31 protein-coding genes are annotated in these 23,716 nt (G+C 65.2%); 18 read left to right on the top strand and 13 right to left on the bottom strand.

The genetic code is table 11. The features are described from left to right. Positions 1-114: 114 nt before the first annotated feature. From GDR53_RS02430 to GDR53_RS02420, 3 genes are all read left to right on the top strand, one after another. Positions 115-588, top strand: a complete 474-nt coding sequence (locus GDR53_RS02430) for a VOC family protein (protein WP_193337933.1) — start codon at positions 115-117, stop codon at positions 586-588. Positions 589-702: 114 nt separating this feature from the next. Further along, positions 703-1,281 (top strand): TetR/AcrR family transcriptional regulator, encoded by a 579-nt coding sequence (locus GDR53_RS02425; protein WP_193336523.1) that lies wholly within the window; start codon positions 703-705, stop codon positions 1,279-1,281. Positions 1,282-1,366: 85 nt separating this feature from the next. Continuing rightward, the gene (locus tag GDR53_RS02420; RefSeq protein WP_193336522.1) at positions 1,367-2,356 is read left to right on the top strand and encodes an NAD-dependent epimerase/dehydratase family protein; all 990 of its coding nucleotides are present in this window, start codon (positions 1,367-1,369) and stop codon (positions 2,354-2,356) included. Between the two features lie 5 nt (positions 2,357-2,361). On the opposite strand, the gene GDR53_RS19700 is transcribed toward GDR53_RS02420, so the two are convergent. The 5 genes from GDR53_RS19700 to GDR53_RS02400 all read right to left on the bottom strand — a co-directional run bounded on the left by GDR53_RS19700 (position 2,362) and on the right by GDR53_RS02400 (position 4,555). Further along, positions 2,362-2,550, bottom strand: coding sequence for an SRPBCC family protein (locus tag GDR53_RS19700; RefSeq protein ID WP_232846711.1), 189 nt, complete (start codon positions 2,548-2,550; stop codon positions 2,362-2,364). Positions 2,551-2,586: 36 nt separating this feature from the next. Next, on the bottom strand, positions 2,587-2,820 hold the full coding sequence (locus GDR53_RS19695) for an SRPBCC family protein (protein ID WP_232846710.1): 234 nt from the start codon (positions 2,818-2,820) through the stop codon (positions 2,587-2,589). Beyond that, positions 2,820-3,161, bottom strand: a complete 342-nt coding sequence (locus GDR53_RS02410; RefSeq protein ID WP_193336521.1) for an ArsR/SmtB family transcription factor — start codon at positions 3,159-3,161, stop codon at positions 2,820-2,822. Before GDR53_RS02410 ends, GDR53_RS19695 begins: the two co-directional genes overlap by 1 nt. After that, positions 3,158-3,844 (bottom strand): glutathione S-transferase family protein, encoded by a 687-nt coding sequence (locus GDR53_RS02405; protein ID WP_193336520.1) that lies wholly within the window; start codon positions 3,842-3,844, stop codon positions 3,158-3,160. The genes GDR53_RS02410 and GDR53_RS02405 overlap by 4 nt, the downstream gene beginning before the upstream one ends. Positions 3,845-3,940: 96 nt before the next feature. After that, positions 3,941-4,555 (bottom strand): TetR/AcrR family transcriptional regulator, encoded by a 615-nt coding sequence (locus tag GDR53_RS02400; RefSeq protein ID WP_193336519.1) that lies wholly within the window; start codon positions 4,553-4,555, stop codon positions 3,941-3,943. A 108-nt stretch (positions 4,556-4,663) separates the two neighbouring features. Between GDR53_RS02400 and GDR53_RS02395 the strand changes: the two genes are divergently transcribed. Further along, positions 4,664-4,975, top strand: a complete 312-nt coding sequence (locus tag GDR53_RS02395; RefSeq protein ID WP_193336518.1) for a YciI family protein — start codon at positions 4,664-4,666, stop codon at positions 4,973-4,975. Positions 4,976-5,016: 41 nt separating this feature from the next. Here the strand turns inward: GDR53_RS02395 and GDR53_RS02390 are convergent, their stop codons facing one another. Next, a complete protein-coding gene (locus tag GDR53_RS02390) occupies positions 5,017-5,202 on the bottom strand; it encodes a hypothetical protein (RefSeq protein WP_193336517.1) in 186 nt (61 codons plus the stop codon). A gap of 133 nt (positions 5,203-5,335) precedes the next feature. Here GDR53_RS02390 and GDR53_RS02385 point away from each other — a divergent pair, with 133 nt between their 5' ends. Beyond that, on the top strand, positions 5,336-5,716 hold the full coding sequence (locus GDR53_RS02385; RefSeq protein WP_193337932.1) for a GFA family protein: 381 nt from the start codon (positions 5,336-5,338) through the stop codon (positions 5,714-5,716). An 87-nt stretch (positions 5,717-5,803) separates the two neighbouring features. Here the strand turns inward: GDR53_RS02385 and GDR53_RS02380 are convergent, their stop codons facing one another. From GDR53_RS02380 to GDR53_RS02365, 4 genes are all read right to left on the bottom strand, one after another. Further along, positions 5,804-7,609, bottom strand: a complete 1,806-nt coding sequence (locus GDR53_RS02380; RefSeq protein ID WP_193336516.1) for a methyl-accepting chemotaxis protein — start codon at positions 7,607-7,609, stop codon at positions 5,804-5,806. Between the two features lie 215 nt (positions 7,610-7,824). Next, positions 7,825-8,370 (bottom strand): DUF1254 domain-containing protein, encoded by a 546-nt coding sequence (locus GDR53_RS02375; protein WP_193336515.1) that lies wholly within the window; start codon positions 8,368-8,370, stop codon positions 7,825-7,827. Further along, entirely contained in the window at positions 8,367-8,939 is a 573-nt protein-coding gene (locus GDR53_RS02370; protein WP_193336514.1) for a DUF1214 domain-containing protein, read from the bottom strand. Before GDR53_RS02370 ends, GDR53_RS02375 begins: the two co-directional genes overlap by 4 nt. Positions 8,940-9,077: 138 nt before the next feature. Next, positions 9,078-11,240, bottom strand: a complete 2,163-nt coding sequence (locus tag GDR53_RS02365; RefSeq protein WP_232846709.1) for a transglycosylase domain-containing protein — start codon at positions 11,238-11,240, stop codon at positions 9,078-9,080. 135 nt (positions 11,241-11,375) lie between these two features. Here GDR53_RS02365 and GDR53_RS02360 point away from each other — a divergent pair, with 135 nt between their 5' ends. The 5 genes from GDR53_RS02360 (at position 11,376) to GDR53_RS02340 (ending at position 15,946) form a co-directional block, all read left to right on the top strand. Next, complete coding sequence (locus GDR53_RS02360; protein WP_193336513.1) at positions 11,376-11,831, top strand: YcgN family cysteine cluster protein; 456 nt, start codon at positions 11,376-11,378, stop codon at positions 11,829-11,831. A gap of 204 nt (positions 11,832-12,035) precedes the next feature. Further along, positions 12,036-12,692 (top strand): diguanylate cyclase domain-containing protein, encoded by a 657-nt coding sequence (locus GDR53_RS02355; protein ID WP_193336512.1) that lies wholly within the window; start codon positions 12,036-12,038, stop codon positions 12,690-12,692. Between the two features lie 128 nt (positions 12,693-12,820). Beyond that, positions 12,821-14,089 carry an Hsp70 family protein gene (locus GDR53_RS02350; protein ID WP_193336511.1) on the top strand — a complete coding sequence of 423 codons (1,269 nt, stop codon included), beginning with the start codon at positions 12,821-12,823 and terminating at the stop codon, positions 14,087-14,089. Positions 14,090-14,265: 176 nt separating this feature from the next. Continuing rightward, positions 14,266-14,649: a DUF2147 domain-containing protein gene (locus GDR53_RS02345; protein ID WP_193336510.1), complete on the top strand. Its 384-nt coding sequence runs from the start codon at positions 14,266-14,268 to the stop codon at positions 14,647-14,649. 61 nt (positions 14,650-14,710) lie between these two features. After that, the gene (locus GDR53_RS02340) at positions 14,711-15,946 is read left to right on the top strand and encodes a DUF2254 domain-containing protein (protein ID WP_193336509.1); all 1,236 of its coding nucleotides are present in this window, start codon (positions 14,711-14,713) and stop codon (positions 15,944-15,946) included. 89 nt (positions 15,947-16,035) lie between these two features. On the opposite strand, the gene GDR53_RS02335 is transcribed toward GDR53_RS02340, so the two are convergent. Continuing rightward, a complete protein-coding gene (locus GDR53_RS02335; protein ID WP_193336508.1) occupies positions 16,036-16,665 on the bottom strand; it encodes a TetR/AcrR family transcriptional regulator in 630 nt (209 codons plus the stop codon). Between the two features lie 72 nt (positions 16,666-16,737). Between GDR53_RS02335 and GDR53_RS02330 the strand changes: the two genes are divergently transcribed. After that, a complete protein-coding gene (locus GDR53_RS02330) occupies positions 16,738-17,469 on the top strand; it encodes an SDR family oxidoreductase (protein WP_210321381.1) in 732 nt (243 codons plus the stop codon). A 185-nt stretch (positions 17,470-17,654) separates the two neighbouring features. On the opposite strand, the gene GDR53_RS02325 is transcribed toward GDR53_RS02330, so the two are convergent. Both GDR53_RS02325 and GDR53_RS02320 read right to left on the bottom strand, forming a co-directional pair. Next, positions 17,655-17,972 (bottom strand): hypothetical protein, encoded by a 318-nt coding sequence (locus tag GDR53_RS02325; protein ID WP_193336507.1) that lies wholly within the window; start codon positions 17,970-17,972, stop codon positions 17,655-17,657. 278 nt (positions 17,973-18,250) lie between these two features. Beyond that, positions 18,251-18,526: a KTSC domain-containing protein gene (locus GDR53_RS02320; RefSeq protein WP_193336506.1), complete on the bottom strand. Its 276-nt coding sequence runs from the start codon at positions 18,524-18,526 to the stop codon at positions 18,251-18,253. Between the two features lie 98 nt (positions 18,527-18,624). On the opposite strand from GDR53_RS02320, the gene GDR53_RS02315 reads away from it, so the two are divergent. The 7 genes from GDR53_RS02315 to GDR53_RS02285 all read left to right on the top strand — a co-directional run bounded on the left by GDR53_RS02315 (position 18,625) and on the right by GDR53_RS02285 (position 23,716). Further along, a complete protein-coding gene (locus tag GDR53_RS02315) occupies positions 18,625-19,047 on the top strand; it encodes a hypothetical protein (RefSeq protein ID WP_193336505.1) in 423 nt (140 codons plus the stop codon). Beyond that, complete coding sequence (locus tag GDR53_RS02310; RefSeq protein WP_193336504.1) at positions 19,025-21,403, top strand: baseplate megatron protein TIM-barrel domain-containing protein; 2,379 nt, start codon at positions 19,025-19,027, stop codon at positions 21,401-21,403. The genes GDR53_RS02315 and GDR53_RS02310 overlap by 23 nt, the downstream gene beginning before the upstream one ends. Further along, positions 21,396-22,160 (top strand): glycoside hydrolase family 108 protein, encoded by a 765-nt coding sequence (locus GDR53_RS02305; RefSeq protein WP_193336503.1) that lies wholly within the window; start codon positions 21,396-21,398, stop codon positions 22,158-22,160. The genes GDR53_RS02310 and GDR53_RS02305 overlap by 8 nt, the downstream gene beginning before the upstream one ends. Before the next feature lie 72 nt (positions 22,161-22,232). Continuing rightward, the gene (locus tag GDR53_RS02300) at positions 22,233-22,481 is read left to right on the top strand and encodes a DUF1902 domain-containing protein (RefSeq protein WP_193336502.1); all 249 of its coding nucleotides are present in this window, start codon (positions 22,233-22,235) and stop codon (positions 22,479-22,481) included. Continuing rightward, entirely contained in the window at positions 22,482-22,676 is a 195-nt protein-coding gene (locus GDR53_RS02295) for a type II toxin-antitoxin system HicA family toxin (protein ID WP_193336501.1), read from the top strand. A 60-nt stretch (positions 22,677-22,736) separates the two neighbouring features. Then, complete coding sequence (locus tag GDR53_RS02290) at positions 22,737-23,030, top strand: hypothetical protein (RefSeq protein WP_193336500.1); 294 nt, start codon at positions 22,737-22,739, stop codon at positions 23,028-23,030. A 26-nt stretch (positions 23,031-23,056) separates the two neighbouring features. Then, the gene (locus tag GDR53_RS02285; protein ID WP_193336499.1) at positions 23,057-23,716 is read left to right on the top strand and encodes a response regulator transcription factor; all 660 of its coding nucleotides are present in this window, start codon (positions 23,057-23,059) and stop codon (positions 23,714-23,716) included.

Below are 23,716 nucleotides of genomic sequence, written 5' to 3'. Positions count from 1 at the left end.
CGCCTGGCAAGTGGGTGCGCTGTTCTTGGGCGCTCCTCCCCCTTCGGGGGGAGGTCGGGTGGGGGTATAGTTACGCCATCGCATCCACAGGGAGGACCGGCCATGGCCAAGACGATACCCAAGAACACCATCTGCATCTGGTACGAAAGCGAGGCCGAGGCGGCGGCGCGGTTTTATGCGACGGTCTTACCGGACACGGCGGTCAGTGCCGTCAGCCGGGCGCCGGGTGACTATCCAGCCGGCAAGCAAGGCGATGTGCTGACCGTGGAATTCACCGTCTGTGGTATTCCCTGCCTGGGGCTCAATGGCGGACCGGCCTTCACCCAGAGCGAAGCCTTCTCCTTCCAGATCGCCACCGACGACCAGGAAGAGACCGACCGCTATTGGAATGCCATAGTCGGCAATGGCGGCGCCGAAAGCGCCTGCGGCTGGTGCAAGGACCGCTGGGGTGTCAACTGGCAGATCACCCCGCGCACGCTCGTCGAGGCCATGGCCGCCGGCGGCGATGAGGCAAAACGCGCCTTCGCGGCGATGATGACCATGGGCAAGATCGATGTCGCCGCCATTGACGCAGCGCGACAGGGATAACCTGGGGTTGACAGAGCAGCCCTCTCTCTGGGCGCAAATCGCGCTCGGGAGGGTGTTGACTCGCGTCTGATTTATTTATAACCATCCGGTCGGAAATAAACGACGGGATGCAATATGGGCCGCAGGCGCAGTATCGATCAGGGAGCGGTGCTCGACGCTGCCGAGCGGGTCGTGGCGCGGGACGGGGCGGCGCGGCTGACGCTCGATGCCGTCGCCAGCGAGGCCGGCATCAGCAAGGCCAGCGTGCTCTATGACTACAAGTCCAAGCCGGCGCTGATCGCCGCTCTGGTCGAGCGCAGCGTCGCCGCCGACAATGCGTTCAACCACAGCAAGATCGAGAGCCTCGGGCCGGTGGACAATGCCACCATCAGGGGGCGCATCCTGGCGGCCGAACAGCCGCTGCCGGACGCCTTCCGCGACGTGGCGCTCAACCTCTGCGCCGCCCTGGCCCAGGACGCCGAATTGCGCCGGACCATCCAGGCCAACCAGGCTGCGGTGATCTCGGACATCATGGCCAGCTCGGCCAATCCGCGCGGCGCGCTGCTGGCCTATCTGGCGCTCGAAGGGCTCAAACTGCTGGAATCGCTGGACTATCACAGTTGGCCCAAGGCCGAGCGCGCCGCCATCCTGGGCGATATCGCCTGGCTGGTCGATGCCGAGCCCGGCGCGCCTAGGCCTCCGCCGCCCGACTAAGCCTTCCGACCATTGCTGACCCTGCCCAGACCGGACCCGTTCCGGCACGGGCACCGCCTTGCCCTCCTTCCGGAAAGACCCGATCATGACAGTCGAAAAACTCTTCATCACCGGCGGCAGCGGCTATGTCGGCCGCAACCTCATCCGCCATTTCGTCGCTTTGGGCTGGCCGGTCGTGGCGCTGGCCCGCACCGATGCCGCCGCGGCGACGGTCACGGCCCTCGGGGCACAGTACTGGCGCGGCGACTTGTTCGCACCCGATCTTGCTGAAGGCATGGCGGGCTGCAGCGCCCTGATCCATGCGGCGGCCGATACCGACCATGGCCGCGGCACACCGGGCCAGTTGGCGACCAACCTGGACGGCACGGCGAATGTGCTCGACGCGGCGCAGCGCGCCGGGGTGAGCCGGGTGGTGCATATCAGTTCCGAATCCGTGCTGCTCGATGGCAGGCCGCTGGTCAATGTGACGGAAGACCAGCCCTATCCGCGCCACCCCGCCGGAAGTTACTCTGCCAGCAAGGGCGCGGCGGAGCGGCTGGCATTGGCGGCCAGCAGGCCGGACTTTGCCGTCATCGCCGTACGGCCGCGCATGGTCTGGGGCCGCGATGACACCACGGCACTGCCGCAACTGTTGGGTGCAGCAAGGTCGGGCCAGCTGGCCTGGATCGATGGGGGCAACTACGCCAATTCCAGCACCCATATCGCCAATCTTTGTGCCGGCGTGGCACTGGCGCTGGAAAAGGGGCGCGGGGGCGAGGCCTATTTCATCACCGACGGCGCGCCCTGGACGTTCCGGGCTTTGGTGAGTGGCCTGCTCAAGGCCAATGGCGTGGCGGTGACCGACAAGACGGTGCCGCGCGGGCTCCTCTATGCCATGGCGCGGGTCGGCGATGCGCTGGCCAATTTGAGCGGGGGCAGGGTGACCCTGCCGATCACCATGCAGGCCTATGCCACCTCGGCGGTGGAGATCAGCCTCGATATATCCAAGGCGGAGCGCGAACTGGGCTACCGGCCCGTGATCAGCATCGAGCAGGGCCTGGCGGAAATGACGGCGGCGCGGTCAGCAGCGGCATAGGCGTTTCAGCCCTCGGCCATCACCGCCACCAGCCGATCAAAGCCGATGCCGGTGCCGTTTTCGCGGATCTCGCCATCGCGGGCACTGCCGAACACGGCCTGTTCGGTAAAGGTCATGCGGCTGGCGCGTGGGCCGGTCTGGGTGAACTCGACGGTGACCAGCGAGGAGGAGATGGGCTGGTCATTGGTCCGCATCGTATAGGCATAAACGAGGCGCTCGGCCGGATGGACTTAGAGGAAATGGGCCAGCATGGCCTGCTCGGTGCCGTCCGGCATGCGCCAGCGCAGGGTCTCGCCGCCATCGCGGCGGAAATCGAAGCGATCCTCCAGCATGTCCCAATCGGGATGGCAGCTGAACCAGCGGCGCTTGAGCGCGTGTTCGGCCCAGAAGCGGAAGGCATGGACCGGGCTGCCGGGCAGGTCGCGGGTGATGACAAAGCTGCGGTGATCGACGGCGACGCCCATCAGGTTTTCTCCTCTGGGATGTCGGCCATCAGCGCTTCCAGCCGGTCAAAGGCCTGGCCCATCTCGGCCTCGCGCTGGGCGATCCAGCTGCTGACGCCGGCAAAGGCGTTTGGCTGCATGCGATAGGTGCGGACGCGCCCAGCCTTGGTCGAAACGACAATGCCGCCCGCTTCGAGAATGCGCAACTGCTTGAGCACGGCCGGCAGGCCCAGTTCGCTTGGCGCCGCCAGGGCGCTGACCGTTGCCGGGCCGCGCGACAGCCGTTCGACCAGGCTCCGGCGATAGGGATCAGCCAGCGCCTGGAACAGGTGGTCGGGCGGGTTGGGGGCAAGGGCGGTCATGGCTTGGCCGCGCGAAACCGCGCCGGCATGGCGTCGTGATAGGGAAAGTAGGTGAACCACGGCTGCGCCTCGGCAATGACCCGCGCCACCGACGGCCGCGCCAGCAGGCGCTCGAGATAGGCGGCGAGCCTGGTCTGGTCAGGGGCGAAGGGCTGGACGATATGGCCGAAGAACAAAGCCGGCAGGGCGGCGCAGTCGGCCATGCTGAAGTCCTCGCCACAGGCCCAGCTCTTGCCCTGCAGCTGGGTCTCGATCATGGAATAGGCCATATCCAGCGTCGCTCGCGCCTCGGCGACGCCATGCGGATCGCTGGCGCCGGCGGGGCGGAGGCGGTCGGTGACGATCTTCTGCATCGGCACGCTGACATAGAGATCGTAGAACCGGTCCCAGAGCCGCACCTGCAGCATGGCGTCCGGATCGTCGGGCAGCAGGCGCAACGGGCCGGGATAATGGGCCTGCAGATAGTCGATGATGATGCTGGTTTCAGGCACGGTCTGGTCCCGGGCGCTGTCGCGCAGCACCGGGATCTTGCCCACCGGCCACTGGTCGAACAGCGAAGCGGCCGAGCCGGGATCGGCAAAATCGACGATTGCCGTCTCGAAGGGTGTGGCGTTCTCGTAAAGCCCGATCAGCACCTTGTGGCAGAACGAGGCGAGGGGATGGATATAGAGGGTGAGCGTCATGGCGGACTCTAAACTTTCCAATGATGGAAAGTTTTTAGCCGCGTCCGGACGCGAAAGCAAGATGCTTTCCGGGATTGGAAAGTTTCTGCCGCCCGGTCAGCCCGTCGCGGCCACCGTGGTTTCGGGCGCGGCGCAAAAATCGCGGGCCATGGCGTGGGCGGCGTGGCGCACCTCGTCGGCCAGGCGGCTTTCGGGCAGGGTGCGGGCCAGGATCATGCCGCCTACGCAGAGCGCGGCGATGGCCATGGCCTTTTCACGCGCCCGCTGCCCCTGGTCGTCGCTATTGACCTCGAACAGCCAGATCATCGCCGCCAGCAGCTTCTGGTAGCTTTCGCGCACCTCGCCGGAGGCGCGCGCAACATCGGAGGACAGCGCGATCATCGGGCATTGCCCCGCCAGATCGGTCAGGTGCGCGTCACTGAGATAGGCGTCGATCATCCGCTCGGCCATGACGCGTTCGCCCCGGGTCGGGTCGATCCCGGCCTCGTTGCGCCATTGCAGGCCGCGACCCATCAGGAAACTGTCCACCGCTTCGGCGAACAGCGCCTCCTTGCTGGGGAAGTGGGCATAAAAGCCGCCGCGGGTCAGGCCGGCTTCGGCCATCACCATGTCGAGCGTCACCCGGTCATAGCCATGGGTGTTGAACAGTCGCCGCGCCGCCTCGACGATGCGGGCGCGGGTATTGAGCTTGTGGTCCTTGGCATAGGGCATGTCGGCCTCCTGTCTGGTGACCCTAAACCGCGTCAGAATATGTTCTTGAGCATATTTTGACCACGCCTATCCTCGGGCCAGTGGCAGCAAAACCTGAAAGGAATAGCCATGAGCAAGTTCATATTCGTCTTCCGCGGCGGCATGCCTGACAGCCCGGAAGCGGGGCAGAAGATGATGACAGAGTGGAATGCCTGGCTGGCCGGCATGGGCAAGGCGGTGCTCGATCCCGGCGCGGGCCTCGGCAAATCGAGCTTCCTCGATGCCGATGGCAAGACCGCCCCGGTCGGCGATCCGGTGTCGGGGTATATGCTGGTGGAGGCCGACAGCATGGCCACCGCGCTCATGCACGCCAAGACCTGCCCGATCTTTTCGGCGCGCGGCACCATCGAGGTTGCCGAGACCATGGTCATGCAGCCCTGACTCTGGTCACCCGGGGCCGGCGCGGCGGCGAACCGCCGGCCTCAGTTGCGCAGCATGGCCTGATAGACGCCGTGCAGCTGCTGTCGGGCAATGGCCAGCCAGGACGCCAGCGTCTCCAGCAGGCTTGGCGGATCCTGGTAGCCGGCCAGCATGCGCTCGGCGATACGGTAGCCTTCGCGCACGATGCGACGCTCGTCGAGGGGCAGGCCGATGGATGGTACGCGCATGAAAGCCTCCGCCGCATGGTTTACCAAACCTTAACGCAGAGCGCGGGCACGAGTCCGGGGCAAGCTTGCAATATGGTTTACGTCCGGGCCAGATAGGCCAGATGGGCCAGGCTGGGGAGGGTTGGCAATGGTGATGCACCAGGGATCATGCCTGTGCGGCGCGGTGCGGTTTACCGTGGACGGTGAACTGCCCGAGGGCTCAGCCTGTCACTGCAGCAAGTGCCGCAAGCATACCGGGCATTATGAGGCGGGCGTCGACCTGCCGCGCGACCGGGTACGCATCACCGGGGAGAACCGGCTCACCTGGTTCTTCTCGTCGGAAAAAGTGCGGCGCGGCTTCTGCGCCACCTGCGGCTCGTCGCTGTTTTTCGATCCGGTCGAACGCGATTGGATCGGCCTCATGCTGGGGTCGTTCGACGGGCCGACCCAAACCAGGATCGGCCTGCATATCTTTGTCGCCGACAAGGGCGACTATTACGAACTCACCGACGGCGTGCCGCAGAACCAGCAATAGGCTTTGCTGCGCCACCTGCCGACAAAATCGCCACCGTAACCAGATCGGTCACGGTGGCGCAGGGAGGAGCTGGGGGCAGGCGAGTGGCTAGAACTCGTTCCAGTCCTGCTTGATCGCGGTATTGCCCTGGACGCCATAGGACTTTGCCGCCTGGACGGCACGCGCCGGCAGGGGCCTGGCGGCGGGGCCTTCGACGCGCGGCCGTGCGCTGCGGGTCGCGCCGCCGGGGCGGGCGTCGAGCACGAAGACCTCGACGATCTCGTCGAGTTCGCGGGCCTGGGTTTCGGTCTGTTCCAGGGACGCATTCATTTCCTCGACCAGGGCGGCATTGTGCTGGGTCATCTCATCCATCTCGCGCACCGCGGTGGTGACCTCGACAATGGCGGTGGACTGATCCTGGGTGGCGCTGGCGATCTGGCCGATCAGCCCCGTGCTCTCCTGCACGCTGTCGACCATGGCATGGAGCTTTTCGGCCGCGTCCGACACCAGCCGCGAGCCGGTCGCCACCTCGATGGCGGACTGATCGACCAGGACCTTGACGTCGGCTGAGGCGCCGGCGGCGGACTGCGCCAGGCGGCGGACTTCGACGGCGACGACGGCAAAGCCCTTGCCGGCATCGCCGGCCCGGGCCGCTTCGACCGAGGCGTTAAGCGCCAGCAGGTTGGTCTGGAAGGCGATGTCATCGATCATGCCGATGATGTTGGAAATCTTGGCCGACGACAGCGAAATCCGCTCCATGGCCAGATTGGCCTCGCTCATCACCTGGCCGGTGCTGCTGGCGGCCTCGGAGACCCCCAGCGAGGTGCGGCTGGCTTCCTCGGTGCGCTTGGCGTTTTCGCGCACCGTGCCCGCCAGTTGCTCCATGGTCGCGCTGGTCTGTTCGATCGCGGCAGCCTGGCGCGTGGTGCGGTCGGCCAGATCATTGGCACCCGAGAGGATTTCGCCCGTGGCCGTCTTGAGAATGGAGGAGGTGTCGCGCAACTGGCTGACAATGTCGGCGAACCTTTCGACCGTGTCGTTGAAGGTGCTGCGAATGCATTCGAGTTCGCCGACCAGCGGCTTGTCGATGCGCGCGGTCAGGTCGCCCTCGGCCAGCTTTGCCAGGCCCGCGCCGATCAGGCTGACCGAGGCCTTGCGCGCGGTGATGTCGGTGGCGAACTTGACGACCTTGTAGGGGCGCCCGTTCATGTCCATGATCGGGTTGTAGGAGGCCTGGATCCAGACTTCCTTGCCGCCCTTGCCGATGCGCATATATTCGGCGGCCTCGAAATCGCCCCGTGCCAAACGCTGCCAGAAAGCGCGATAATCATCGCCGGCGGCCTCTTCGGGCCGCACGAACATGCGGTGATGCTGGCCGACGATCTCGTCGGGCCGGTAGCCCAGGGCGGCACAGAAATTGTCATTGGCGCTCAGAATGGTGCCGTTGAGGTCAAACTCGATGACGGCCTGCGATTTCGAGATCGCGGCCATCTGGCCGGTCCGGTCGGCATTGACCAGCTGCTGCGCGGTCACGTCGGTGGCGATCTTGACGATCTTGAAGGGCTTTCCGGCCGAGTCGACTACCGGATTGTAGGAGGCCTGGATCCAGACTTCCTTGCCGCCCTTGCCGATACGCTTGTATTCGGCCGCCTGGAATTCGCCGCGCCGCAGGCGGTCCCAGAATTGCTGATAGGCCGGCGCATTGAGTTCGGCCGGCTCGACGAACATCCGGTGGTGCTTGCCCTGCACCTCGGCGAGCTCATAGCCCATGGCCGCAAGGAAATTGGCATTGGCGGTGATGATCGTGCCATCGAGGTCGAACTCGATCATCGCCTGCGAGGCTGAGAGGGCGGCCAGGGTCGCGTGATCAGCATGGGCCGTCGAGGCCTTTGATTTCGATGTAAAAAAGCCCATTGACGCGACCACTGGTTCAAAGAAATATCGATTAAGTCTAGCCGAGGAATATAACCAAGAAATTAACGCAAACCGCCGGGTGCGTTTCTTGCGCAGGGCAATTGTCCATCTTCAACAATCGCTTACGGGCCATGATCCGGTCCGGATCATCTGACACCGCAATATTGTTTCGGCAATGTCAAAGACCCCAGCAAAGCAGGAGGCACCGCCCGGGTTCAGCCCCGGTTGCCGCAGCTGGCCTGTGCCAGCATGTCGGCAAAGCGGGCGCGCATGGCCTGGTGCGGCGGCAGCAGGCGGACTACGGCGAACAGGCTGTCGCTGGCCGATTCCACCACCAGCACCCCTTCGGCGACATCGAGCTGCTGCTGCGCCAGTAGCCGGGTCTGGGCGGCGTTGAAAATGCCCAGGTCCAGCGTCTGGCCGATGCCGTCGCGATTGGTGGTGGAATAGGTGACGAGGCCCGCCGCGTTGAACAGCGCCACGGACCAGGGGGCATCGGGCAGCACGCCGCGCAGATAGCCCGGCCCCTGGGCAAGATCGAGCCGGCACAGGCCATAGATCACTTCGGGATCGAGCCCCAGCGGATTGGCTTGACCCGCCGCAATGGTCGGCAGGATGACCATGCTGTTATCGACGCCGATCGCTTCCAGCCGGGTCCAGACCGTCTCCTCATCGAGCAGCGGCAGGGTGAGGATGACGATGAGGTGGATGATGCCGCCCAGCACCACGCCACCCAGCAGCCAGAGCAGGAAGCGCGTCATGAGCAGCGCCCCCGCACAATGATGGGCATGGCCGCATCGCTGGAAAAGCCGGAAAAGGCGGCGGTGTCATAAAGCGTCAGCACCAGGCTGAACGGACCGTTGCCCGTCAGCTCAAGCCAGTTGCCGTCCATCAGCCGCGTGCCCACCGCAATCTCGATGCTGCCGTCATTGCGCCGGACCAGGCCGCTCGAGCGCATGGCCTGAGGCATATCCGGCGCGGCGACATTGCGGCCATCTTCATCCAGCGCCACCAGCGTCCAGGCCGTGGCCAGCGGCGTCATGCCGGCGACGCGATAGCTGCAGCTGCGCGTCAGTGGCTGGTCGTCGCCATCCATGCTGGCAACAAAGCGCAGGCCCTCGGCCTGGCCGAGCTGCAGCTGCGCCTCGCGGGCCAGGAGGCCCCTTGTATAGGGATTGGGGGCGGCGGCGCCGACATCGGGCCAGGCGACCCAGGGGCCGACCTGCACCGCGCCGAACAGCCTGCCGTCGGTCAGCGCATAATAGCTCAGCCCGAAGCCGACGCTGAGCGCCACGGCAATCATCATCAGCAGATAGAGGACAAAGCGCACGGTCTAGCGGCTCGGAGTCAAAATCGGCATGGGCGAGACGAACCTGCGCGAGAGGGGCTTGCCCCCCAGCCTATAGCAAGGGGGTGCCCGAGGCGGAAGGGCGGATCAGGCGCTCAGGCCAGATCGTCGAGGGTGACGCTACAGCGCCTCGCGGGCCAGGGGGACCGGCGTGCTGGCCTCGGTGGTAACGCTGCCTTCGGCCAGACTGGCGCGGAACATGCTGGCCAGGACCACCAGCTTGCGCGCGGCATCCGGCGTCAGGCTGGGGGGACGCTGCACGATTTCGGCCGCCGCGGCGGCATCGGCATCGGCATCGGCGACAATGACCGGCTCGGGCACGAAATCGACGCCGAAGACCGGCTTGATCTCGATATTGGTATGGGCATAGGCCATGAATTTCTGCCAGGCCATGGCGGGCAGGGTACCGCCGGTCAGGTTGTTGGTCGGATGATAGTCATCATTGCCGAACCAGACCGCGGCGACGTAATTGCCGGTAAAGCCGCAGAACCAGGCGTCGCGATAGGACGAGGTCGTGCCCGACTTGCCCAGAGCCGGCACGCCGGGCACCTGGGCCCGCCTGCCGGTGCCGCCGGTGACGACGCCGCGCAGCATGGTGTTCATATTGGCCACCGTGGTCTCGCTCAGAATGCGCTCGGTGGGGGCCTCTTCGTCATAGTCGAACACCGGCTCGCCAGCCAGCGTCGCCATCTGGGTAATGCCGAAGGCCTTGGTCTTGAGGCCCCCATTGGCCAGCACGGCATAGGACGACGTCATGTCCAGCACCGAGACCGAGGCCACGCCCAGCGCCAGCGAGCGGGTCACCGGATAGTCGGCCTGCAGGCCCATGCGGTGGCTGAGCGCGGCAATGGTGTCGCGCCCGGTCTTGATCGAGAGGGTCACCGGCACGGTATTGAGCGACTGGGCAAAGGCGCTGGCCAGGGTGACGCTGCCCTTGTAGCTGCGGCCATAGTTCTGCGGGCACCAGTCGCCGATGCAGACCGGCCGGTCGGTGATCATGTCGGCCGGGGTGAGGCCGAGCTGCTCGAAGGCTTCCGAATAGACGAAGATCTTGTAGGCCGAGCCGGGCTGGCGGGTGGAGACGATGGCGCGGTTGAACTGGCTCTTGCCGTAATCCATGCCGCCCACCATGGCGCGTATGGCGCCCTTGGTATCGGTCACCACCATGGCGGCCTGTTCGACGTCATACTGCTCGGCGCCTTCGCGCACGGTGGAGATCACCGCCTCCTCGGCATATTTCTGCAGCGTGGTGTCGATGGTGGTGCGGACCACGAAATTGTTGGTGTTGTGCGCCGACTGTTCGATCAGCGTCTTGGATTCCTCGAAGGCCCAGTCGAGGAAGTAATTGGGCGAATTGGCATCGGCGACCCGGTCGATCGGCGTGGCCGGATGGCGCCGCGCCGCGGTCACCTGGCCCTCGGTGAGAAAGCCGGCCGCCACCAGATTGCTCAGCACCAGATTGGCGCGGCCGCGCGCCGCCGCCAGATCGACATGCGGCGCATAGCGCGTCGGCGCCTTGAACAGGCCCGACAGCATGGCGGCTTCGGCGAGGCCGATATCCTGCACCTTCTTGCCGAAATAATAGTCGGCCGCCGCCACCACGCCGAAATTGCCGCCGCCCATATAGGCATTGTCGAAATAGAGCTTGAGGATCTGGTCCTTGCTGTAATGCCATTCCAGCCAGACGGCCAGAAACGCCTCGATGACCTTGCGCTCGATAGTGCGTTCCGAGCTCAGGAACAGGTTCTTGGCCAATTGCTGGGTGATCGAGGAGCCGCCCTGGGTGCCGCCATCGCCGCCGGCATTGCTGACCAGGGCGCGCAGCGTACCGACCACATCGATGCCGAAATGCTCGTAGAAGCGCCGGTCTTCGGTCGCCAGCGTCGCCTTGATCAGATAGTCGGGCATGTCGGCCAGGGCGACGGAATCGTCTGAGCGGATGCCGCGGCGGCCGATCTCGGTGCCGAAGCGATCGAGGAAGACGACCGAATAGTCTTCGGCCTTGTTGAACTCGCCGGTGGCGGTGGCGTCAAAGGCGGGCAGGGCGAGGGCCACCATCAGCCCGCAGCCGATGGCGAGGAAGGAAAATCCGTCCGACAAGATCTCCACCACCAGGCGCTTGAAACCGGCGACATGGAAGACCGACATCACGTCCTGGAAGCGCGTCCAACCGCGGCCCATGGACTGGCCGCTTTCATAGAGCGAGGAATCGAGCCAGGCATCGGCAGCCAGCAGGCCCGAGCTCTTCTTGCGCTTTTCCTTGGTATAGAACGGGTCCTGCACCAGATTTCCTCAAACGGCGTGTCACGAGAATGTTGTCCGCCAGCGCGCTGCAATGCAACGTGGTCGCTGGAATATGATTGCGCCTTGCGCCAGACAAGCGCAAACCGACCCCTTGCGTATCAGCTGTGGATTAAGATGGCCTTCTGGGACGAAAAAACCCTCGATGAAATGACCGAGACCGAGTGGGAAGCTTTGTGCGACGGCTGCGGCCGCTGCTGCCTGCTCAAGCTCGAGGACGAGGACACCGGCATCCTGATCACCTCGGACGTACGCTGCCAGCTGCTCGACGGCGATACCTGCGCCTGCACCGATTATCCCGGCCGCCAGGCCAAGGTGCCCGACTGCATCAAGCTGACGCCCAAGAATGTGCGCGAAATCCCCTGGATCCCCACGACCTGCGCCTATCGCCGCATTGCCGAGGGCAAGGGGCTGGCCTGGTGGCACCCGCTGGTTTCGGGCGATCCGCAGACCGTGGTCGATGTCGGCGTCTCGATTTCGGGCCGCACCGTGCTCGAATGCGATGTCGAACCCGACACCTGGGAAGACCACGCGGTCGACTGGCCCGAATGGGAACCGCCCGAAGAGATCTAGTTGCGCAGGAAAGCCAGCAGCACCAGGCCATAGCCTGGTGTCCGGCTCTGATCCTGCAACCATTTGCATGTGGAAAGCCGTCTTGATCGCCGCAGTCGGCGCGCGCCAGGACCAGCTTCCCTGTCTATCTTTACAACTCGTTAACCATCTTGTGACCTGATCGTGGCGTGCAGAGCCACTGTTGGGCCTAGGATGGGCAGCCAAATGACAGACGCCATGATCGACAAGGATATCGGCGAACCCTTCTGGTCGCGGGTGCGCGGGGCCCTTGAGGCGCTGCGACCGGCGCCGCGCGCCGATGCGCTCACTGACGATCTCCCCGCCATGGCCCGCGCCATCGGCAAGCGCCCCAAGCCCGGCCTGCGCATCGAGCAGGAACTGGCCAATGGCTGGACCAGCGCAGCCACCCGGCATGTGTCGCTGTCCCTGCTGGTGGTCGAGATCGACCGCATGCAGGATTATCTCTCCGCCTATGGCAAGCCGGCCGCCGACGACTGCGTCGCCAGCGTCATGCAGGCCGTGGCCGACATGCTGCCGCGCGACAGCGATGTGTGCCTGCGCTGGGGCGCTTCGACCTTTGTGGTGGTCTTGCCCGACCTGCCCGTGCTGATGGCCCGTTCCAGCGCCGCCAAGATGCATGACGGCGTGCGCCGCCTCGGGCTCGAGCACAAGGAAAGCCATGCCGGCACGGTGACGGTGAGCATCGGCCTGGCGGTCAACAATCCGCGCGGCGCCTATGACCGCAAACTCTTCCAGACGGCGCTGGAGGCTCTCAAGAAGGCGCAGCGCAAGGGCATCGGCCGGCTTGAGACCATCGACCTGCGCCCGGCCCAGGAGCGCAAGCGGAAAAAGGCAGCCTGAGCGCAAGCGGAAAAGGCAGCCTGAGCGCTGACAGGTAGCCCGGCGCCGGGTTGCGTCCCTACCGCTGACCCCTTAAGACGGCCATCCCTCAGGCGGCAGCATGCCCGCCCTCCCACGGATGACCGGCGATGACCCCCACCTGGACCAATGCTTGCGGCCTCGACTTCGGCACGTCCAATTCCACCTTTGCCCGGGTCGACGCCCATGGCGTGCCGCACCTGCTGGCGCTCGAAGACGGCAAGCCCACCATTCCCAGCGTGCTGTTCTTCGGCTTCGAGGATGACCGACTTTATTTCGGCCGCCAGGCGGTGGCCGAATATGTCAGCGGCGCCGATGGCCGCCTGCTGCGCTCGCTCAAGAGCGTGCTCGGCACCGCGCTGATCGGCGACAGCACCCGGGTCAAGGCGACCAGCTATGGCTTTGTCGAGATCATCGGCCTGTTCATCGCCGCGCTCAAGGCGCGGGCCGAGACCGAACTGGGCGCGCCGGTCGACAGCGTGGTCTGCGGCCGCCCGGTGCATTTCGTCGATGACGATGCCCAGGCCGATGCGGCGGCGCAGGGCCAGCTCGAGGGCGCGGTGCGGGCGCAGGGCTTCCGCCATGTCGAATTCCAGTTCGAGCCGATTGCCGCCGCGCTTGACTATGAGCGGCAGGTGACAAGCGAAAAGCTGGCGCTGATCGTCGATCTGGGCGGCGGTACCTCGGACTTTTCCCTGGTCCGCGTTTCGCCCGAGCGCGCCCGCTCCAGTGACCGCAGCGCCGATATCCTGGCCACGGCGGGCGTGCATGTCGGTGGGACCGATTTTGACCGCCTGCTGTCCATGGCCAGGGTGATGCCCGAACTGGGCCTGGGCACGCTGACCCGCGACGGCAAGCGCCATCTGCCGGTGGCGCCGTATTATGACCTTTCCACCTGGCACCGCATCAACCGGCTCTATACCGCCCAGGCGCTGCGCGACCTGCGCGGCACCGGCCGCGAGGCGCAGGCGCCCGAGCGCGTGAGCACCATGATCGCCCTGATCGAGGACCGGCTGGGCCATCGCCTGATCGGCGCCGTCGAGACCGCCAAGATCGCGCTCTCGGATGCCGACCGCGCCGACTTTGCCTTTCCGGTGCGCGACCAGGTCCTGGCCGCCGACATCTCGATCGCCGATTTCACTGCGGCTTTGGCCAATTCGGTGGAGCGCATCGAGACCACCATTGCCGAGACCCTGCGCCGCGCCGGCATCGGCAGCGCGCAGGTCGACAGCCTGATCCTGACCGGCGGCTCCACCCAGGTGCCGGCCATTGCCAGCCGGCTGGTGGCTTTGTTTCCCGATGCCGAACTGGTGCGTACCGACGTGCTGGGCAGCGTCGGGCTGGGCCTGGCGCTGGACGCGGCGCGAAAGTTCGGCTGAGGGGCAGGGGGCGGTTCGGCCTGACGCCCACACGTCTGCCACATCATGGCCACGGCGATGGCGTTTGTTGGGGTGATTGGCGGGCTGCGCCGACGCCAACCCGACCCCAATCCATCATGCTGCCGCGCGGCGCCTTCGGGCCGGGGCATGGCCAGACCTGCTAGTCGAGACCCATCATGCTCAACGACACATTGCCCACTTTGGTGCTGCTGCTGGCCAGCCTGGCCCCGGTCTTTGCCGAGGACCCCAGCCCGGTGGGCAGCTGGCAGACCACGACCGGCGAGTCGCGCTATGCGGTGAGCCTGTGCGGCGACGGCACCGAACTCTGCGCCCGGCTGACCTGGCTGCGCGCCGATGCCCGATCGCCCGAAAACCTGGCCCAGCTCAATACGCTCGTGGTGCGGGAGGCTGGGCCGGTCGCTGACAATCAGTGGCGCGGCGTGGTAACCTATGGCGGCGCTGTCGCCGGCGGATCGCTGACCCTGGTCGACGAGGACCGGCTATCGCTGCGCGGCTGCCAGTTCATCGCCTGCCAGCAGGTTGAGTTCGTCCGGATCTAGGGCGGGATCTTTTCGACAACCCTTTGCCCGCGCTTCGCGTTACTGAGGGCAGGGGGACTTTATGAGCCAGCTTACCTTTCATCTTCGCCAGATCGCCCAGCGCATGTGGTTTCTGCCGGCGGCCTTTTCGCTGCTGGCGGTGCTCAGCATCGTCATTGCCTGGTTTCTGGCGCGCTTTGCCCCCGAAAACCTGCCCTTCACCATGCCGTCCGATGCGGTGGTGTCGATCCTGACCATCCTGGCCTCGAGCCTGCTGACGGTGGCGGTGTTTGCCCTCTCCACCATGGTGGCCGCCTTGTCGAGCGCCTCAAGTGCGACCTCGCCGCGGGCGGTGGCGCTGATCACCGCCGATCGCGGCGCCCAGACCGCCATCTCGATGTTCATCGGCGCCTTCCTCTTTGCAATTGTCGGCATTATCGGCCTCTCGGCCGGCTTCTATAGCGAGGCCGGGCGGCTGTTCCTGTTTGCCGTCACCCTGGCCGTGGTGGTGCTGGTGGTGACCGCCCTGATCCGCTGGATCGGCCAGATTTCAGCCATTGGCCGGGTCGGCCACACCATTGACCGGGTGGAGCGCGCAACGCGCGAGGCCTTTACCCTGTCGGGTGAACATCCGGTCTTTGACTGTCGGGTGCAGATCATCGCGCCCCAGGGCATGCCCATCAATGCTGTCAAAGTCGGCTATGTACAGCATGTCGATGCCGGCCAGTTGCAGGCTCTGGCCCAGGCGCATGACCTGACCATCGCCATCACGGCCCGGCCGGGCACCTATGTCTCGCCCGACCGCCCGCTCATGCGGATCGAGGGCGTGGTGCCCGCCGAGGCGGTGGACGAACTGCAGGCGGCGTTTGTCGTGGGCGACCGTCGCACCTTTTACAGCGACCCGCGCTTTGGCCTCGTCGTGCTGGGCGAGATCGCCTCCAAGGCGCTATCGCCCGGCATCAACGATCCGGGCACCGCCATCGACGTGGTCGGCACGCTGGTGCGCGTGCTGATCGACCGTCCCGCCGCCGATCCCGACTGGCAGCCGCGCCATGACCGGATTTCGGTGCCGCCGCTCGATCCGACCGACCTGATCAGTGACGGCTTCCGCCCCATTGCCCGCGACGGCGCGGCCACCATCGAGGTGGTGCAGCGCCTGCTGGTGGGGCTGAGGACACTGGCCTTTGCCAGTCCCGATCTCCGGGCGCCGGCCTTGGCCATGGCCCGGGACGTCGCCGCCCGCGCCCGGCAAGCCATGACCGCCGAGAGCGACCTGGCGGCGCTGGAGGCGGCGATGGATTTTGCGCGGGAGGGGTAGGGGGCGGTTATGGGGTGGGGAGCGGACTGGCTGCTTTTTTGGCGGAACGACAAAGAAAGCTGACGTGACCTAATTTGATCGTTTAGTCGCTAGCCGCCAGATCCCTGAAGATAAGACATGCACATCGCTACCAATTGTTTTCGGATATCAACTTGAAGCGTCAACGGCATATTGCGCTCAAAGACATTCCGCACGGTGCCAAAAATGACCGATAACAGGGTGGCATTCACCAGTTCGAGGTGGACGTATTTAGCGCCAGGGGCCGTGGCAAGCATTGTCATTGTTGCTTGGTCCATACGCCTGGCGAACGCGTCTATGAGCGCTTCGTTATCGAGCTCGACGGCAGAACTGTAGAGCACCCGAGTGACATCGGCGCGCTCGGTCTTGGCCTCCCAGTAGGCCGTTACCAGGGCCGCTACCATGATGCCGGTCGGCTTGCCGTGATGGTGCAGGCATACGTCCTCCACCCGATCGGCGAGCCGATCGAGGTAGCGCTCGTTGAGTGCGTAAAGCAACGCCTGCTTGTGCGGGAAATATTGGTACATAGTGCCCACAGACACGCCGGCGCGTTGCGCCACGCGCGTGGTGGTCAACCGGTGCACTCCCTCGGCAAGCAGAACCTGAATGGTCGCCTCGAAAATGGCGTCGACCGTCACCGCGGAACGCGCCTGACGCGGCACTTTGCGGGCACTTAGGTGACCCGGGGCTGCAACATCCATATGCGAATCCAAAACTCGAATGATCCTTCATATATTGACGTCAGGCATTTGGCCAATTTCTGAAGGGTATTGATGATGACGACACAGAAAATCGCGCTGGTGACCGGCGCCAACAAGGGCATCGGTCTGGAGATTGCTCGTCAGCTGGCCCAGTCCGGGGTCACGGTATTACTCGGATCACGCGATCTCACCCGGGGCCAGCAAGCGGTTGCGGCGCTCCGCTCGGACGGACTTAATGTTGAGGCCGTCCAGATCGACCTCAATGACGAAGCGACCATCGAGGCAGCGGCGCAGATGATCGGGGGACGATATAGTCGGCTCGATATTCTGGTCAACAATGCCGGCATCGTAGATGCGGAAGATGGTCCGCCCTCCGTTGCGACAATCGGGGCTGCACGCCGGCTTATGGAAACCAATTTCCTCGGCACGCTGGCAGTGACACAGGCCATGCTGCCACTTTTGCGCAGCTCTACCGCCGGGCGCATCGTCAACCTGGCCACTATGCTGGGGTCCCTTTCCATCAATGGCGATCCGTCCTCGCCTTATTATGAGGCTCGTCTCATTGGCTACAACGCCTCAAAGGCCGCGCTCAACATGCTCACCGTGCAATTGGCCGCAGAACTGAAAGGTGCCGGAATTGCAGTCAACTCTGTGGCGCCCGGCTATGTCAAAACAGACTTGACCGGCAACAATGGCTTCATGACTGCCGAAGAAGGGGCCCGCTTGCCGGTTGAATATGCCCTGTTTGAGGATGACACTGTGTCGGGCCGCTTCGTTGAGCCAGCGGGCAACGCGCCCTGGTAGCAGCGGCTGAATCGACAAGTCAGTAATCAGCAGAAGATGCGCCAGCGAGAACTGCCTGGCGCATCTTCTCTCCAGACACTGGCAACGGCCGCTTTCAGATAAGCCTCAGATAGGAACCAACGACCGCAACCGGGTCGACTGCTGCCGTCGGGCCAGTAATTGCCGGCTACTGAACACCTGGTCTGTTACCTGATCTGCCTGATGCAGCCGTGCTTTCCGATCTGTCCGTTTTCAAGCAGAATGAGCAGGTTCTCCCGACCAATGAAATACTGCTTGCCGGTATCGAAATTGAGGACGTTGAGCGAAGGGTCATATTGATAGCTGCGCTGCTGGCCCGCGCCATCGACATAGGTCGAGGCGCTGTCGATCTGGAAGGAGCCGGTGATCTGCCCGTTGTTCCGGCACACATAATCGCCTTCCTTGATGGGGCTTTTCTGCGCGGCCGCAGGCACAACAAGGCTGCAGGAGACCGTCAACGCCACGGCAATCGTCAAGCTTCTCATTCATGTACTCCTTGCTGCCTTGCCGGTGTTCTGGAAAGGCGCCTGCCTTGCTTACCCTATGGGCCTTTTACGTAGCTAGTCGACAGGTTTTCGAATCCGGACGGGTGCTCGCATATTTCGTGCAGATGCGGCGTGGCTTTGGCCAGCTGTCCCGGGCCGTTGAGGCAGTGTCGGTTGTATTCGCTGATCTGCCCGCGCGCTTCGCCGCGATCAGCACGTCATCCGCGCCGTTTTTTACCGCCAACTTATCCCAGTTATCCCCGCGTCACGCTGGCATGCTATTGTTCAGGCACAGTCGAAGAAGTGGGTAAAGAACCCGGATGCAGCGCCCGCCAGCGCCGGTTGCGCACGGCGGACGGATCGACGAGCACGCAGGCGAAGCGGTCACGGATCGCCTGGTTGAAGAACCGGCCGCGGGACTCGGCGTTGCGCAGGCCCGCAAAGATGGCTTCGGGCACATCGAAATAGCTATAGCGCCGGCCCTCGGGACCGAACCAGATCGAGAGCTCGCGGCTTTCGGGCTTGTAGTGGATATGGCGGATCACGGCGGACATCGGGTCCTCCCGGGTGGACGGCTTTGCAGGTGAATCCGCGACGGATTCATCTGGTTCCAGGCCATGGCGCGGCGGCGATTCACAAGTGAGTCATGGACATGGATAGCGACAGCCTGTTGACCGAACCGCCCGGCATTCGCTGGGATGCGATCCGCGCCGAATATGAGGGCCGTCAGTTCCACCCCGCCACCATCTGCCAGCGCTATGGCATCACCCTGGCGCAACTGCGCTACCGCAGGGAAGTGGAAGGCTGGCTCAGTGCCCGCGCCCGCATCGTCCGGTATGACGACCTCGTCGCGCGGATGCTCAAGGTGCTCGACAAACAGGTAAGGCAATTGGAAATGGCCACAGATGAACCAATCGACCGGCAGGCACGGGTACTCAGCCTGGAGGTGCGTACGCTGGACGCACTGCTCGAAATGGGCGCTGCACAGCGCAATGCCGAGCCGGCCAGCAAGAAGGACATGACGGACCTGCGCAACAAACTGGCCAAGCGCATTGAGCAATTCAGAAACCGCTGAGGCCCCGGCGCCCGATGACGAACTCTATGGCCCCGCCAGCCCCCAGGAGCTGGCCTTTTCCAAAACCGAGCAAGACGCCGAGGCGCTCTATTTCAACTGGCACAAATGGGCGCTGGATAAACAGCGCCCCCCGGCAGGCGACTGGACAACCTGGCTGCTGCTGGGCGGGCGCGGCGCCGGCAAGACGCGGGCCGGTGCCGAATGGGTCCGTGGCCTGGCGGCCAGGGGCGTCAGTCCGATCGCGCTGGTCGGGGAAACCATGACCGAAGCCGCGTCCATCATGGTACGGGGCGACAGCGGCATCCTGGGCGTTCATCCCGACAAGGAACGCCCAAGGCTCAAGGACAATGAACTGTACTGGCCCAACGGGGTGCGGGACATGGTGATGTCGGCGTCAGACCCCGACCGATTCCGGGGACCGCAATTTGCTGCGGCCTGGTGTGATGAGCTGGGCTCCGGCGCCGTCGACAAGGGGGCCAACCAGCCCAATATCTTTGGCGACGACAAGAGCGCCGAAAGCGGAGGGCCGCATTTTTCCACCGGCATGGCCGATCCGCTGATGCAGCGCCAGGCTCTGCGCGCCCACCAGGCCTTCTGGCGCGACCCGGCCAACAATCCGCCCGGCATGGTGGACATCGACCGCATCTATCACTGGACCTGGGACGCGCGGCCCTGGCCGGCCTTTCCGGCGCTCACAGAGGTGTGGTCGGACGGCGCCAACCACCGCACCGGCCACTGGCTGACCGGGCGGCTCGGCGGGCTGTCCAGCGACGAACTGGCGGTGGCTTTGGCGGCCGAGCATGGCGTGACATTGACGGCGGAGGCGAGCCTGCCCTTTGTCAGCGGCTACACTTTGGGCACGGCCACCACCGGCCGCGCCGCGCTGGAGCCGCTGATCGCCGTGACGGGGCAGGGGCTGCGGCATGGGCCTGACGGGCTGCATCTGGGCGCGGCCAGCCGGCAGGCGGCAGTCACGCTGGAGCCGGCGCTGCTGGCGCAGGGCGAGGGCGCGACGCTGTCGCGGCGCCGCGGCGATCCGGCAGAAAAGCCGGGGCGGCTGGCGCTGAGCTTTGTCGACCGCGAGCGCGATTATCTGACCGGCACGGTGACAGCTTTGGCTCAGGCCGACGGTCCATTGGCGGGCGAGAGCATGGCGCTGGTGCTCGATGGCGCCGCAGCAAGGCTGGCGGCCGAACGCCTGCTCGACGGGCAGAGCGCCCGGCGCGAAACCCTGGAGTTCGAGCTGCCACCGGCGCAACTGGCGCTGGAGCCCGGCGATGTCGTCGCGATCGCGGGCCTCGCCGAAGGCCCATTCGAGATCACCGCCATCAACGATCGCCTGACCCGAAAAGTGACGGTCCAGGCGCTGCCGGCTCTTGCCGCAGTCGCGGTGGGTGGCGATCGCTCGCTGCGCGGCGGCAGCGACAATGCAGTGCGCGCCGTGCCGCTGCTGGCGCTGGCGCAGCTGCCGCCGCTGCCGGCCGAGCCGACCCGCGCGCGGCTGGCGCTGGCCGGCTATGCCCAGCCCTGGCCGGGCGCGCTGCAACTGGTGGACGAGACCACCGGGACCAGTCTGGCAAGCCTGGCGCGCCGGGGCGAGCTGGGCGTGCTGGCGACGCCGCTGGCAGCCGGGCCGCGCGCGGTCTGGGATCGCGGGCCGGGCGTCGAGGTGACCCTGCATGAAGGGCACCTAGCCTCGGCGGAAGACCTCGCTGTGCTCGCTGGCAGCAACCGGCTGGCGGTGCAGACCGATGTTGGCGCCTGGGAGGTGATCGGCTTTGCCGCTGCCAGCCTGGTGGCGCCGGGGCGCTATCGGCTGACGGGCTTGCTGCGCGGGCTCGAGAGCACGGGACCGGCCATCGGACCTGCCGCCATCGGCGCCAGGGTCATCATTCTCGATAGCCGGGTAGCCACCTTGCCGATCGAAACAGCCTGGCTGGGCGAGACGCGGGCGCTCCGGCTCTATGCCGGCAGCGGCGACGTCGAGGGGACTCCGCTGACCCTGGCGGTCGATCTGGGCCCGGCTTTGCCGCTGCCGCCGGTGCATCTGCGGGCGCGGCGCCAGCCGGACGGCGATATTGTCCTGACCTGGACCCGCTGCAGCCGCGCCGATGGCGATGGCTGGGGTCTGGCTGATGCGCCGCTCGAGCATGCGCCCGAGGCCTATCGCCTGACCATTCTCGACGGCGGCGTGGTCAGGCGCGTCATCGACGTGGGATCGCCCACAGCCCTCTATTCCAGCGCCGAGCAGCTGCTCGATTTCGGCGGCCTGCCCGGCGCCTTCAGCTTTTCTGTCGCCCAGCTCAGCCCCGTGCTGGGCGCGGGCCATGCCGCATCAGGAGATTTCCATGGCTAGAACCCGCTTTGACATCTGTCTGGACGCGGTACTGCTTCATGAAGGCGGCTATGCCGACCATCCCAGCGATCCCGGCGGCGCCACCAATCTGGGTATTACCCGCAAGACGCTGGCGCGCCGGCGTCAGGTCTCGCCCTGGTGGGCGCTGCCCAAAAGCGCTGTGCAGGGCCTGGGGCGGGACGAGGCGGCGCGCATCTATCGCGCCCTCTACTGGGACGCCAGCAAGGCGGGGCAATTGCCGGCCGGGCTCGACCTGGCGCTGTTCGATTTCGCCGTCAATTCCGGCCCGGCCCGCGCTATCGCCACGCTGCAGGCCGAACTGGGCGTGACGACGGACGGGGTCATCGGCCCGTTGACTCTGGCAGCGATCACCAGCCGCGTCGACCGCGAGGGCGCGGCCGGGCTGATCGGGTCGCTCTGCGACAGCCGCCTCGGTTTTCTCAACCGGCTCACGACCTTTGCCACCTTTGGCAAGGGCTGGTCCGCCCGCGTCGCCGCCGTCCGGGCTGCGGCCTTGCTTGACGCCGCCACGCCCACATCCCCATCCAAACCCGATCAATGGAGCTCGATCATGGATATTCTGAGTGGCTACAAGACCTATATCACCGCCGGTTTCATGCTGCTGGCCGGCCTCGCCCAGGTGCTGGGCGTGGACCTACCGGCGCTCGATAGCGGCTCGGCCGGGCACCTGATCATGGAATCCCTGGCGGTGATCTTCCTGCGCCAGGGGCTCAAGGGGGATATTGCCAGGGCGTAGGGGCCGCCTTGCAATGCGGGCCGGTGGGAGCGATATTTGGACCCACCGGCTTTCTTTCCAGGCGAGGCGAAAATGGCAAAACGCGTATTTACGGTGACCGCGCTTTGGGACGATGAGGCAAAGGTCTTTTATGCCCAGAGTGACATTATCGGCCTCCACATCGAGGCGCCCACCGTTGACGCCTTCGAGGCGGTGATGCTGGAGCTTGGCCCGGGCCTGGTCATGGCCAATCATTTTACCGAAGAGGAACTGCGCTCGGCGGCACCCGAAGACCTGATTCCGACCATCATCTGGCAGCGTCCAGCGATCCAGGCGGCGTGATTGGTTGACGGCTACTATAGGGCGGTTGTCAGCGAACTCCGCCAGCTGGGGTACAACAAGCTGGTCAATGCCAAGGGATCACACGAAAAGTGGATCAATTTATCCGTCAGGACACTGATCGTGCCCCGCAACCTCAAAAGCCGGCACACTGCCAATGCCATCCTGCGCGATGCCGGCAGCTCATTGAAGTTTTGACATATTGGCCAAGGCGCCCCATTCATGTCCCATTCAGCAATGCTGCCCTAGATTGCGCCCATGAAAACACTGTTTCCCCTCCGTCTGGCCCCGCTTGCATTGGCGCTGGCGCTTGCTTTGCTGGGCTCCGGCGCAGCCCAGGCGCAGGCCTGTCTCGACAATCGCCAGATCCAGGAGGCGGTGGCCTCCGGCCAGATCATGTCGCTTGATGCCGTGCTGGCCTCGGCCGGCATCGATGGCAGCGCCAAGGTGCTCAATGTCGCCGTGTGTGACGAGGGTGGGCGTCTCGTCTACCATATCGGCGTGCTGGCCGCTTCCGGGGAAGCCCAGAACCTGGTGCTGAGCGCCCAATAGACCAAGCCAACGCCGCGGGGCCGGATATGCGCATTCTCGTTGTCGAAGACGACATCAACCTCAATCGCCAACTCAAGGACGCCCTGACCGAGGGCGGCTATGCCGTCGACGTGGCCTTTGACGGTGAGGAGGGACACTTCCTCGGCGAAACCGAACCCTATGACGCCGTGGTGCTCGATATCGGCCTGCCGCAGATGGATGGTATCTCTGTGCTCGAATCCTGGCGTCGGGCCGGCAAGACCATGCCGGTGCTGCTGCTGACGGCGCGCGACCGCTGGAGCGACAAGGTGCAGGGCATCGATGCCGGCGCCGACGACTATGTCGCCAAGCCCTTCCACATGGAAGAGGTTCTGGCCCGCATCCGTGCTCTGGTGCGCCGCGCGGCGGGCCTGGCCTCCAACGAAATCGTCTCGGGCAGCGTCCGGCTCGACGCGCGTTCCGGCAAGGTGACGGTCGATGGCCAGTCTGTAAAGCTGACCAGCCACGAACTGCGCCTGCTCACCTATCTGATGCACCACAAGGGCAAGGTGATCTCGCGCACCGAGCTGACTGAACACCTCTACGACCAGGACTTCGACCGCGACAGCAACACCATCGAGGTCTTTGTCGGCCGGCTGCGCAAGAAACTGCCCGAGGACTGCATCCAGACCGTGCGCGGGCTGGGCTACCAGATCGCTGAAGATTAG

The sequence above is a fragment of the Devosia beringensis genome, assembly GCF_014926585.1.
GTDB classification, from domain to species: domain Bacteria; phylum Pseudomonadota; class Alphaproteobacteria; order Rhizobiales; family Devosiaceae; genus Devosia; species Devosia beringensis.
The sequence above is the reverse complement of the archived record's forward strand: the minus strand, read 5'-3'. Positions and strand labels throughout refer to the sequence as shown.

Bases quoted from the DNA above. Each gene is read 5' to 3' on its own strand.
- GDR53_RS02425 (WP_193336523.1), top strand. From the start codon at position 703: ATGGGCCGCAGGCGCAGTATCGATCAGGGAGCGGTGCTCGACGCTGCC.
- GDR53_RS02420 (WP_193336522.1), top strand. From the start codon at position 1,367: ATGACAGTCGAAAAACTCTTCATCACCGGCGGCAGCGGCTATGTCGGC.
- GDR53_RS19700 (WP_232846711.1), bottom strand. From the start codon at position 2,550: ATGCGGACCAATGACCAGCCCATCTCCTCCTCGCTGGTCACCGTCGAG.
- GDR53_RS19695 (WP_232846710.1), bottom strand. From the start codon at position 2,820: ATGGGCGTCGCCGTCGATCACCGCAGCTTTGTCATCACCCGCGACCTG.
- GDR53_RS02410 (WP_193336521.1), bottom strand. From the start codon at position 3,161: ATGACCGCCCTTGCCCCCAACCCGCCCGACCACCTGTTCCAGGCGCTG.
- GDR53_RS02405 (WP_193336520.1), bottom strand. From the start codon at position 3,844: ATGACGCTCACCCTCTATATCCATCCCCTCGCCTCGTTCTGCCACAAG.
- GDR53_RS02400 (WP_193336519.1), bottom strand. From the start codon at position 4,555: ATGCCCTATGCCAAGGACCACAAGCTCAATACCCGCGCCCGCATCGTC.
- GDR53_RS02395 (WP_193336518.1), top strand. From the start codon at position 4,664: ATGAGCAAGTTCATATTCGTCTTCCGCGGCGGCATGCCTGACAGCCCG.
- GDR53_RS02390 (WP_193336517.1), bottom strand. From the start codon at position 5,202: ATGCGCGTACCATCCATCGGCCTGCCCCTCGACGAGCGTCGCATCGTG.
- GDR53_RS02385 (WP_193337932.1), top strand. From the start codon at position 5,336: ATGCACCAGGGATCATGCCTGTGCGGCGCGGTGCGGTTTACCGTGGAC.
- GDR53_RS02380 (WP_193336516.1), bottom strand. From the start codon at position 7,609: ATGGGCTTTTTTACATCGAAATCAAAGGCCTCGACGGCCCATGCTGAT.
- GDR53_RS02375 (WP_193336515.1), bottom strand. From the start codon at position 8,370: ATGACGCGCTTCCTGCTCTGGCTGCTGGGTGGCGTGGTGCTGGGCGGC.
- GDR53_RS02360 (WP_193336513.1), top strand. From the start codon at position 11,376: ATGGCCTTCTGGGACGAAAAAACCCTCGATGAAATGACCGAGACCGAG.
- GDR53_RS02355 (WP_193336512.1), top strand. From the start codon at position 12,036: ATGACAGACGCCATGATCGACAAGGATATCGGCGAACCCTTCTGGTCG.
- GDR53_RS02350 (WP_193336511.1), top strand. From the start codon at position 12,821: ATGACCCCCACCTGGACCAATGCTTGCGGCCTCGACTTCGGCACGTCC.
- GDR53_RS02345 (WP_193336510.1), top strand. From the start codon at position 14,266: ATGCTCAACGACACATTGCCCACTTTGGTGCTGCTGCTGGCCAGCCTG.
- GDR53_RS02340 (WP_193336509.1), top strand. From the start codon at position 14,711: ATGAGCCAGCTTACCTTTCATCTTCGCCAGATCGCCCAGCGCATGTGG.
- GDR53_RS02335 (WP_193336508.1), bottom strand. From the start codon at position 16,665: ATGGATGTTGCAGCCCCGGGTCACCTAAGTGCCCGCAAAGTGCCGCGT.
- GDR53_RS02330 (WP_210321381.1), top strand. From the start codon at position 16,738: ATGATGACGACACAGAAAATCGCGCTGGTGACCGGCGCCAACAAGGGC.
- GDR53_RS02325 (WP_193336507.1), bottom strand. From the start codon at position 17,972: ATGAGAAGCTTGACGATTGCCGTGGCGTTGACGGTCTCCTGCAGCCTT.
- GDR53_RS02320 (WP_193336506.1), bottom strand. From the start codon at position 18,526: ATGTCCGCCGTGATCCGCCATATCCACTACAAGCCCGAAAGCCGCGAG.
- GDR53_RS02315 (WP_193336505.1), top strand. From the start codon at position 18,625: ATGGATAGCGACAGCCTGTTGACCGAACCGCCCGGCATTCGCTGGGAT.
- GDR53_RS02305 (WP_193336503.1), top strand. From the start codon at position 21,396: ATGGCTAGAACCCGCTTTGACATCTGTCTGGACGCGGTACTGCTTCAT.
- GDR53_RS02300 (WP_193336502.1), top strand. From the start codon at position 22,233: ATGGCAAAACGCGTATTTACGGTGACCGCGCTTTGGGACGATGAGGCA.
- GDR53_RS02290 (WP_193336500.1), top strand. From the start codon at position 22,737: ATGAAAACACTGTTTCCCCTCCGTCTGGCCCCGCTTGCATTGGCGCTG.
- GDR53_RS02285 (WP_193336499.1), top strand. From the start codon at position 23,057: ATGCGCATTCTCGTTGTCGAAGACGACATCAACCTCAATCGCCAACTC.